The organism is Halorubrum sp. SS7 (assembly GCF_005435055.1).
GTDB classification, from domain to species: Archaea; Halobacteriota; Halobacteria; order Halobacteriales; family Haloferacaceae; genus Halorubrum; species Halorubrum salinarum.
The window spans coordinates 2,686-13,610 of sequence record NZ_SGXV01000025.1 but is presented as its reverse complement, the minus strand read 5'-3'; the positions used below and the strand labels follow the sequence as shown (position 1 = coordinate 13,610).

Genomic DNA, 10,925 nt, shown 5'->3' with positions numbered 1-10,925 from the left:
CAAGACGTACAGAACGAAGAACGCGAACCGCTACTCTGAGGACAACTATCGTCATCATCCGAAGACCGAGACGAAGGCGGTGAAAGGAAAGCTCCACGCGAGCGCATGGGAGGAGGTCATCGACCGGCTCGACTCTATCCTCCTTCACCACCTCGATATGTCTGCCATCGGTGAGGAAAACCTCGTCTCTGACGACTACTTCCAGCCCCGAGATAAGGACGATGAGCCTGAGGAGAATGAGACGTTTGAATCCCGCGAGTACCAAGCACCCACAGGCCGCATCGCCTCACTCCGAGAGTCGTGGGAGGGAGAAGATGCCCGACGCAAGCTTGAAGGATTCATTCTCCATTCAAACACAGAGTCCTACAAGGACATCCTCAACATTCTTATGTTCGACCCCGAACACGAGGGACGCTCTGTCACCTACAAATATCTTCAAGAGAAGACCGGTCTCTCTTACAGCTCCGTTCGACGGAACGTTACAAAGCTCGCTGACGCCAGAATTCTCCACAAGGTAAACGAGGGCTGCGTCTTCGTCCGGTGGGCCAGTCAGACCGCCTTCGAGCGCGTCCGCGATTGGCTCCGTGACTTCTTTGACCCCAAGCAGGTTCTCAACGATATCAAGGAACGTGCGAAGGCCAAGTTCGCTTCACGCACCGAGAAAGATGATGAGTCTGAAGAAATCGAAGAGGAGCCCGAGAAAGATGTCGTTGAGAACGACGACGACTTCATCGACATCTCCAGTGGAGGAATGCTCGACGATGATGTTCAAGCCGAACTCAACGAAGCTTTCGAAGAAGCTCGTAAGCAAATGGAATCCGGCAAGTGGGATGACTTCGGAACCGCCCGCTCCATGACAGACGGCGGAACCGACTGAGGTCGAAACTCACCCGGGGACACCCGGTCAAGAGCGGTAGCTATCGTGTTTCGACCGTCATTTTTTGAACATCCCGTCCCTGAGAGACATCTTCCCTCGATTTCATCGAACCCTGCGTTGTAGTTAGAGCCCAGTAATCCCCAAATACAGTAGAATCAGAAATAAACCATCTGTTTTCTCGGATAACCCAGTCGAATATGGTCGAATTCTACCACCAAAACCAAACTCCCTCTCCTCGCCTCGGTTGCCACCCCCCCTTAATGACTAAGCCGCTAACGGAATATCGCGTGAATTCAGTCGGGGATGACCCCTACGAGGAAGGTGATATCTCATAGTAACACGCTTATTTGTTCTATCTACGGACTACAGGGCCTGTATTCGCCGTTTATCGGAGGGACGACTGTGCTGAATGCCGTATAGATAGCGCTTCGTTTGCCTAACCGCCTTAGCACCCTCTACAATCTCTCTAAAACATCACGTGGATGATTCCAAAATCACACTACACTCAGACCAACACTATTTTCGAGCTACTACATGTCTAGTCCTGACGACTCGCACCACCTCCACAAAGAATTCCCAATTGAGAGACAGACCGCTCCAACACTAATCTGCGTGCGACAGAGGTTCAACCTGCGTCAAGACCTATCGAGAGACGGCCGGACAGTTTGTCGTGACAGGAACTACGATTGACATGACAAATCGAGTGTCCAGTGTCGACTGACCCCAAGGGTGATATGTGATTGTGACAACCATCAGAACAGATGACGACGTACTACTCGATATCGGACAACACGAAGTCCATCGGGGAATTTCAAGGCGAAGATATTCTCCACCCAAAGTACCAGTGTAATACGTGTGGCCACGCCATATCCCCTTTCTACGCACAAAAAACGGGAGTTTGCGGACTTTGCCAGAATGGTTACAACGATTTCGAGCAATTAGAGAGAATTTTATCAGTGACGATTTACACGTACGAATTTCGTGACCACGAGATTACGAACGCGATTGACGAAGTGAAAGAAGGTGAGCATGCCAACGAAATGGCGGATATTCTCGAATGGGGAATGGAAAATCTGAATGATTTGATGAGCTATGATATGCTGGTCCCGCCGCCCCGAGGTACGCAAGGTACAGCATCAAATCATATGGAGAATATTGGCGGTCTCCTGAGTGACCGGGTAAATATTCCTCTCCGAGACGTACTGAGGAAGTCAGAGGAATACGGGTCACAGAGAGATACCGATGGTGCCCAAGAGAGGTGGGATAACGTTGATAATAAAATAGAGTGTATTCGAGAATTCGGAACTTCTCCCTCTGTAATCGTACTTGACGATATTGCGACGACTGGAGCAACTCTTGAAAACTGTGCCAAGGCCCTAAACGAATCCGGGGCTTCCAAGGTGGTCGGCCTCACGATTGCACGCACAGAGAACATTGAGGACCTCGTAGATGCAGAAGTCTACATCCCGGAGGACGAAATACCAGAAGATGAACGACCTTGACCCAATCATAGCAGGTATCAACGATAATCAAGACCTCAACCAGAAGGGTGTACTCAAACTCTTCGTTGACCTATTCACGGAGAAAGCCCCAAATGAAATCTCTCAAGACTTCTTAACCGACTATCTGAAAATCAAAGAACTTGAGGATAACGACCAATCTCGACTTGCATCTCAATTAAGCGAGGAAATTTCGACTATCGACATCGATTTTTATTCTCAATATATCGAAGGTCTTGACTCAGAGGGAATCTTGTTTGTACCGTTCTACGGTCCTAATTACCCGGACCTACTGTGGAACATTCCAGACCCTCCGTTGTGTCTATATGTCGACGGTGATGTGACCGCCCTTGAGGATGGAGTGGCCGTAGTGGGGACCAGAAGTGCGAAAGAGCATAGACTAGAATTTGTCCGGAAGATTGCATATACTCTCGTAGAGATGGACAAAACTGTAGTTAGCGGTTTAGCAAACGGTGTCGACGCTGCTGCTCACCAAGGGGCTCTTGACGCTGGGGGAGAAACAATCGCTGTGTTACCCGGCGAGGTACAGAAAGTGGTTCCCGCAGGAAATAGAGGGATTGGGGAACAGATACCTGATAATGGGGCCTTGGTTAGCGAGACGAGCAGTAAAGTAGGGATTCATCGTGGGAGGTTCGTTGAGCGAAATAGAGTAACGTCCGGTATTTCTACAGCAGTTATAATTGGGGCATCTGGTGAGACCGGCGGTACTATTCATCAGGCGGATTTTGCCATGGAACAAGAGAAGCCACGGTTCCTTTACGACCCAGAGGTTGATGACGGCCAATCACCAAACAAAATCTTCGAAAAAGGGTTTCATGGCTTCCAAACGCTTGATGAACTAAGAGAATTACTAAACTCGGATTTTATCCCCTCAGACTCCAACTCTCCAAATCCAACTACGCTGGACGATTACTGATATTTCTGATTATGACCGACAGGTCATGAATCATACTCACTGATGAAGTAGCGTAAAAGAATCTGGTTTGACTGATTGCTAAGATGTCTTCTAGAATTGGTATCTGGCACTCTAGGAATTTGCTCCCGGCTACTTTGGGTCGGTGACTGAAAAATCCGGAGATTCATATCGCCTCAGTAGAATTTCTAATTTATGACGGATGTTGACAGGTTAGTCGACATAATCTTTGAGAAAGAGCAACCAGAATCCGTCGATTTCGAGATAGCGTTCACGGCCTTAGTCGCAACAGCTACACTCACCTCCCTCAACTCGACGGTGAGACATTCGTTGATAATCACTCTCTGTGCTCTCGCTCTACTTGTGTTGACTCTTGTCCGCCGGATGGGAGTCATCGGGAAACATACCGACGAAGAAGCCGTTCTAAACTGGACAGTACGACCGATTGAGATGCTATCAATCATATGCGTGCTTCAGATTAGCAACACGGTCTTGAGTACGGTCGGTGACTGGGCAACAAGAATTAACATAGTCTCCCTTTCACTGATTGTGGCAGTCCTGTTCATCGTAGTGCTACAGGAATTCGTTTTTGGTGACTATCGCATATGGTGGGGCTCGGCGTTTTTTACGAAAGGATTGGCGGTACAGAACGGAAATGAGGAGGTTGATAGTCGGTTACATAGCCTGATATTAACTGTACTCGCAAAGTTCTATTTTGAGTTCGCATACCTCATTCTGCAAGAGCCCGGCGTCATCCCTGAGAGAGATATTGAGAAATGGAATACACTTCGTGAATTCGTTGAGGAAATGGACGAGGGTGAACAGACGCGCCCTAGTGCGACCCGGACATTATTTGGAAGTGGAATTATACTCGTCGTGGGATATGGGACGGTGAGTTGGATTCTGTCGTTCACAGGATTACCGGTGGTCGGGGGATTCCTCTTGCTGGTTATGATTATGGCCGTCCGACATCTTATCGGTTTCTGGTATCTTGCGTACGGTTCTCAGACTCTCAGTCGATTCCTTCAAGGGAACACACACCATCTCGCGACGATGGGAATCTACGGTGGTGTCAGTTACTGGTTGTTCTTCTATGCCCCGTAGACGGAAGAGAGAAATTCCGCATCTTCATATCAATAGCCGTGCCTTCCACTTCGAGGTCTACCGTCGAATCTACCTCATCGGTGACGAGGCGCACCTCAAGGTCAAACTCGCTTAGACGGACCAAAACAACGACCTCGGTAGGCTCACTTCCTTCTAACTGACTTCGATTGAAGCACAATTGAACAGCCCGGTGAACAATAAATTGACCCGGGCATACATATAATACACATTATTCTAGCGACCTCTCCAACCAATCACCGATTTCTCGTTTCCCAGTTGCCTCATCAGGTAACGGAACATCGAGCGTCAAACGACGCTGTGCCTCTGTCGCGTAGGTAGCGACGTGGGCATCAGAGACTGCAGATGGCTCAGTCCAGACCTTGGTACCGTGTTCATTGAGACGCCCTGCAACACGGACGACCTCGTCTTCAATGGTCCCGTCAAGTTCCTCTTTGAGCTCGGTGAGGAGGTACTCAAACAGCTTCTGGTGCGGGAGCGGAATCACCACAGAGGGATACCACTCTAACACTTCCGGGTCGAACGAGACCAATACCTCGTCTACATCGGCATATATCGCTTGTACCGTGTCTTCAGGAGGTTCACGAGATATTGGTGGGTTCGCATCTTCCGGGATGTTCAGACGATAGAGTTTCTGATACGGAGCGTCTTCATCTTTGGTTAGCTGACGGTCGAGCATCTCGAACGTCCAGCCCTTATTCCGGAGTACCTGACTCTGGGTGAAGAGCCGTTTTACCACATCTGGGTCGATGAGGGGGTCGAACGGTCGGTCGGGATATCCGATACGACCAACATCAGGATGCGAAGTCGTCCATCCGTAGAGCTTGGCTTCTTCGATTATATCCTCTGCATGAACCTCGTCGAGGTCCTGTGTCAATCCCACTTGCCGGACTTTCTGTTCCGCCTCTTTCGACTGTTCTTCCGCTTCAGAGGCGATATCCTCTCCCGACTTCACCGACTCCCCCATCGCGACACTCTGAACTTCGCCCTCTAACCCATCCAAAATCGGACGTAGGGGTCCAACTGCCTGCTCGAATAGACTGATTCGCTCTCCCAGACGCTCATAGATATCTTCCTCAACGGTATCGTCGTAGATGTAGTTCCACACGAGCACCTTCTCGTTTTTCTGTCCAATGCGGTCAATTCGGCCAATCCGCTGTTCTACGACCTGAGGATTCCAAGGCATATCGTAGTTTATCATCGCATCACAGGTCTGGAGATTCAACCCTTCACTCGCCGAATCCGTACAAACGAGAATAGTGAGGTCTCCGTCAGGGTCGGTGAATTCGCGCTTCACACGTTCCTTACTCACGCCGGACCATTTGTCCTCAGCAGCGTCATATATCTCGCCACCGCTGCCCGAGTATGTACCAACACCGTGGTGGCTGAGAGAGACCTTCTGCTTGATTGCATCAAGCGTGTCTGAATACTGTGTGAAGATAATGACCGTGTCCCGGGCTTTCGCGCTGAGCTCGTTCAGGTCTTGCATCAACTGCTCCAACTTGGGGTCCTCGGGAACATCGTAGAGTTGCGCGATGAAGGCCTCTAATTCGCTCAGTTCGAACTGCCGGACTCGTTCGCCAGCAGGACTGTTAGCTCCGATTTGGTCCACACGCAGGCCGTATTCTCGCCGAAGCACTTCCTCACGACCGGCAATATCTCCTGTCTGAAGGTCGCTTTCTGAAACTCCCGATACGTCTTGAAGCTCGGAGCTGAGGTTCTCTCGGCGACGTTTGAGAGACTCCTCGATAGCATGGAGACTCGAAGTGAGGCGCTGCCGGTACGTAGTCATCACAAAGCCGAGAGCAGTTCTCTCTTTACCCTCCAAGAGCTTCTTCGACTGGTCGTATACGTCACTAATGTACGATTCTACACGGTCATAGAGTGGCTCAGCATCTCCAAGTTCAACCGACCGTGTCTCGATATCCCGCCGAGGGATATTCTGGTTAAGAAGACCCGCCTTCTGACACATGCGGAGGGTCTGCCGAGTTGACTGGGGTCGTCTCGTCTCCAAGTTCGAGAAGGAAATAGAGACTGTCGACAGAGAGATTCGAGAATTTGGTTTCCCAGTCACGAGTTCCAAGCTTACCAGTACCAAGCACACGATTTAGTTGGCGACGTTCGCTCAGCCCGAAGTTGCTATCATCGACCTGCTCCTCGACCCATTCAGCCACGTCCTCGTGCTCCTGTACAAATGATTGAATCATCCCCGCCCACGTACGGAGATGGGTGAGTCCCTCATACGGTTCGTAGTTCCACTTCGATGCGAGGTCGGGGAGAACTTCCTCGACAGTCTCTGAACCATCCGCATCGATTTCGTCAAGCGCCTCTGCGAGGTCCTGCTGCATCTCGAAATACGTGTCAAACGACTCGCGGTCGTTCCACCCGTCGGGGAGGTCGCAGAGACGCAGGAGGTCGAATAGCTCAGTAATTTCGAGCTGCATCGGCGTCGCCGTCAACACGTAGTTACACACCGTGTCGTTCTGTAACTCCGTGAGTAGCTCGTAGAGATTCGTTCCCTCGCGACCGTGGTGAGCCTCGTCGACGAGCGTGAGGTCCCATTCGAAGTTATCCTTCGGTGGGTCGCCCGGATGTTCCTCCTGCCAGTGAACGGAGGGTGAGAACATTCCCATGTTCCCCGAGCGCCGTGCGGTATGCCACGAGGCAAGTACCACTGTCGGCTCGTCACGGTCAGAGACGAACTCACCGATGTGAGAGTCTTCCCACGCGTCGATGGTCTCGTAGTCCGACAGGGAGTGCTCGATGCCGTAGGCGTCCCGCAGGACACGCTGTGCACCGCTGTACTCGTAGGAGTAGGCGTTGATGTTGAACTTCTCCAGCAGCTCTTCCTGCCACTGTGGCTGGACTGTAGCGGGCACGAGCAGCAGGGCATCGCTCACTTCACCGATGGTGAGGAGTCGAGAGATGGTCAGCCCGGCCTCGATGGTCTTCCCGAGGCCAACCTCGTCACAGAGGAGGAGACTCTCGGGGTAGATGCTCGCCGCCGTGTCTGCGATGACACGCTGGTGAGGCCACGGCTCAATCGAACTGATGTCCTCGGCGATGTGCATCGCACCGGGGAGGAGCTCACGCTCGTTGGCGATACGGGTGATTGTCGCTTCAGAGGCAGGCGGCTCGCTTGATTTCTTCAGGCGTTCGACGTGCTCCTCGACTTCCTCGTCAGACTCGGGCTGCCAGTCGAGGATATCTCGCTCGATGGCATCGTCAATATTCGTGACCTCGACATCGTCGTGCTCCTCGTCCCAGAGACGCTCGAAAGTCTTCACGTCCTCCTCGACGTACTCGTTCTCGACCTCGTCCCACGAGCGGTGGACTTTGAATCGCTCGTAGTTGCGATACCACGCGTTGTAGGTCTCGTTGATGCTTCCCTCGAACGTGATTCGATTCCCGTCGGCGTCGGTCGCGATGCCGAGCTTGGGATGGAAGATTCCCGAATCGGAGTTATTCCGCGGTTCCCCGATTTTTAGCTGAAGCCGTCCCTCGTCCAGCATTTGGGCGATGAGGGCGAGCCGTGACTCGCCTTCCTCGGAGAGGGGAGCGTCGTCGGTGAGAACCGGTTTGTTCTCTTGACTTAGGCGCTTTGAGGCGATGATGCGGATTTCACCATCAGATTCGAATGCGGATTCGACTCCCTGTAGCGCGTCGGCGAGGTTCTGGAGGCTCAGGTAGCCGGCGAGACGGTCGTACTGGACAGAATGTGCGAGAAGTGGGCGATAGAAGTCGCCTACAAGGGTCTGATTACCCCGAAAGTTGCTCTCATAGATTCGGTTCCAGTTCAAATTCTGAAAAGGCATGCGTGCTCAGAACTCGTCTAGAGTGGTCCGAGAGCTTTCCACATCGTCCGGACTCTGAAGGACAGCAATGTTTATTTCCAGCAACTCGCCGGTTTCTCCCGAAACTAAATTCTTCAAGAGGTCGTAATCATCGTGTTGCTCCGGCAGCACTTGTAGTAACCCTTCTATGGTACTCTTGAAAGCAGAGTCATTCTGCAAGTCACGTTCCTTCAACCAGTTCCATGCAAAGTCGCTTCCTTTGGTGCTCAATACATCTAATGCCGCATGGACTGCGTCGATTCTATTCTCGAATGACTGCTCTCTCGGGTCAACAGGATACTTTCTGGCTCGTCTTTTAACCCCGCTTTCCAATTCAGAGTAGCTCTGTACACGGCCCTGATGTCCAGATAAGACCACGTCATCCCTACTTTTGCTCCAGATTTTGGTATCGCTCTTTACCTCATCAATCTGGACTCCAACACCGAGGCCAAGTTGTCGTGCCTCATCGTATGGGATTGACTGCTGCTCATAGACCAACCATGAAAGAATGTACCACGTTGATAGGGAATCTACATCGTCGAGGGACCCAGCCAGCTCTCGTTGTATCAGGACCTCGGTGACTGCTGTCCTTGCCTCACGGAGCGCTTCTCGCGGTCGAACCAGCTCGTCCTTATCATCGACCACGGGATAGTTCTCCGTGAACACTCGTAACGTGGGGCCGAATGCGCTGATTATTGTATCCGTCTTAGTCAAGTTGTGTTCAGATTCGAGCAAGGAACTTGCCTTCTCGCGGGCTACCTGTCTGGTTTCATCCTTTATGTCCCGCCAAAGGGTTGGCATTCGGTCGTCAGGCTGAGTAGTAGGCTTCCTACAAGTTAGAAGAAGGGTACTATCTGCGGAAGCGTCTTGTTGTACACCAATCCGCTGTGGCATTTCGCTGGTAATGGTGTGGGTTGCCGTTATATTGAACCCGGAATTTATGATAGACATAGTGAGCGAGTCCCACGCAGCAATTTCCTTGTCTGTAAAGTAAATTGTGAGAACACCTCCCTCTTCGAGGACTCGGTACGCCTCGCCGAAGATGTCACTCATTCTATTCTCGTATTTATTCCGTGCCACTTCACGCTTAGAGCCAGACTCCGTATCTGATACCAAAGAGGGGTTCTCAACAGCCTCGTCTTCTTTGTTAGTTTCTGGTGTGCTGAACTCTTCAGGATAGATGTCCCCCAGATACTCGCGGAACCAGACATAGAACGCATCGGCGACCTCGGAGTAGATGATATTGTCTCCATACGGGGGGTCAACGACAATTGCCTCAATCGATTCGGTATCTATTGGTAGATTTGAGGCATCTCCACACCGCACCGTTGTATCCGGGTCCTCAAGGTGTGAGACATACTCCGAGATATGCTCATAGTTCGACAATACGTTATCTGATTCAGACTGGTAACTGTAAGTCCCACTCATCAGGTTGCTCTCAGAGAAATGCCACTGGAATGAGAAGTTATTATTACCTAGCATACTGCTGGGAGACCCTCGACGAATGTCAATAGGTTGTAATCTGGAATTGCGTTCTATCAGTTTTATAGATATAAACGAGAGAAGCGTGAGGATAGCCTCTGCTCGGTTCTGAGAATATTCGTCCAAGATATCCTTCTTTATTTCATCAAATGCGTCAAGATATGTAGCGTGAGAAAGGAGTTGACGGGGGCTGTATAGGTCCCTCCATTGGGTAATTCCATAGGGGGCAGAACGGTCATAGAATCCAACGTAGCGGTCTGTGGTGAGAAGGGTCGCGAGGTCAATCTCGGATTCTATCTTATCTGCCGCCCGCGCAAGCGCATCGCGGTCTTCCTGTGACGGCGAGTGATACTGTGAACCCTGTACAGATTCAGAGTATCTCACACCACAGACTTCATAAGAGAATTCTCCATTCGAGAACATCGATACAACATCCTCTCGCTCAGTCACCACGTCGCAATGGGGACACTCAATATCTCCACCGCTTACCGTCCCCTCACTTGGGTCAAATTCGTCCTTTGAGACATCTTCTGGTATGTGTACAATCTCAAATTGGAGACCTTCGTCCTCATACTGTGGCCTGCTGGCAATCCCTTTCTTTTGATTGAACCACCAGCGATTGGATACAGGAATCTGTTTCCCGCACGAAGGGCAGTCAATACTGTAGGCCCGGAAGTATTGGTTCGGCTCAACCCCGTTCTTTTCCGGGAAGAATGGTTCCAGACGCTCCTGAACGATGCTCTCAATCTCGTTCATCCACGTCCGCACATCTGACTCAATGGACCCCTCTTTTGGAGCATGTTCGAGAATTACCTTGTTTAGCAACCACGCTACCGGATTTAGCTCGTTAGATATAGTGGGAAGACCGTATCGAGTAGCTTCCAGCGGAATCGTTCCGCCGCCCGCGGTCGGGTCGAGTACAGTTGGGAGCTGTCCGTCCCAGTGCTCCCGAAGCGTTGAGTGTAGTTCCTCAAACTCAGATTTTGAGGGGACGTTTTTGTGCGGATACTCGTAGCCGAAGTGGTCCTCGATTGACCCCGTTCTATCGTCTTTCGTAGCATATTTTTTGACGACATAATCGTCGATATCCGATACACCACTTGTCCGTGGGCCGATACACATCCAACGGAGCAACTTGTCGTTAGAAACGTCCGGTGGAAGCCCGGACGCGAGAATCG

Annotated in this window: 7 protein-coding genes; 4 read left to right on the top strand and 3 right to left on the bottom strand. The window is 51.1% G+C overall.

Annotated elements, in window-relative coordinates; genetic code table 11:
* The 4 genes from EXE44_RS15510 to EXE44_RS15495 all read left to right on the top strand — a co-directional run.
* On the top strand, window positions 1-877 hold an 877-nt coding region (locus EXE44_RS15510; RefSeq protein WP_199241223.1), incomplete at its 5' end, for a hypothetical protein.
* Window positions 878-1,638: 761 nt separating this feature from the next.
* Window positions 1,639-2,379, top strand: a complete 741-nt coding sequence (locus EXE44_RS15505) for a ComF family protein (RefSeq protein ID WP_137694908.1) — start codon at window positions 1,639-1,641, stop codon at window positions 2,377-2,379.
* Window positions 2,366-3,313, top strand: coding sequence for a DNA-processing protein DprA (locus tag EXE44_RS15500; RefSeq protein ID WP_158293467.1), 948 nt, complete (start codon window positions 2,366-2,368; stop codon window positions 3,311-3,313). Before EXE44_RS15505 ends, EXE44_RS15500 begins: the two co-directional genes overlap by 14 nt.
* 192 nt (window positions 3,314-3,505) lie before the next feature.
* Window positions 3,506-4,414 (top strand): hypothetical protein, encoded by a 909-nt coding sequence (locus EXE44_RS15495; RefSeq protein WP_137705912.1) that lies wholly within the window; start codon window positions 3,506-3,508, stop codon window positions 4,412-4,414.
* 229 nt (window positions 4,415-4,643) lie between these two features.
* Here the strand turns inward: EXE44_RS15495 and EXE44_RS21455 are convergent, their stop codons facing one another.
* From EXE44_RS21455 to EXE44_RS21445, 3 genes are all read right to left on the bottom strand, one after another.
* Window positions 4,644-6,404, bottom strand: a complete 1,761-nt coding sequence (locus EXE44_RS21455; RefSeq protein ID WP_241991841.1) for a helicase-related protein — start codon at window positions 6,402-6,404, stop codon at window positions 4,644-4,646.
* Window positions 6,379-8,247 (bottom strand): SNF2-related protein, encoded by a 1,869-nt coding sequence (locus tag EXE44_RS21450; RefSeq protein WP_241991840.1) that lies wholly within the window; start codon window positions 8,245-8,247, stop codon window positions 6,379-6,381. Before EXE44_RS21450 ends, EXE44_RS21455 begins: the two co-directional genes overlap by 26 nt.
* A 6-nt stretch (window positions 8,248-8,253) precedes the next feature.
* On the bottom strand, window positions 8,254-10,925 hold a 2,672-nt coding region (locus EXE44_RS21445; protein WP_241991839.1), incomplete at its 5' end, for a DUF1156 domain-containing protein.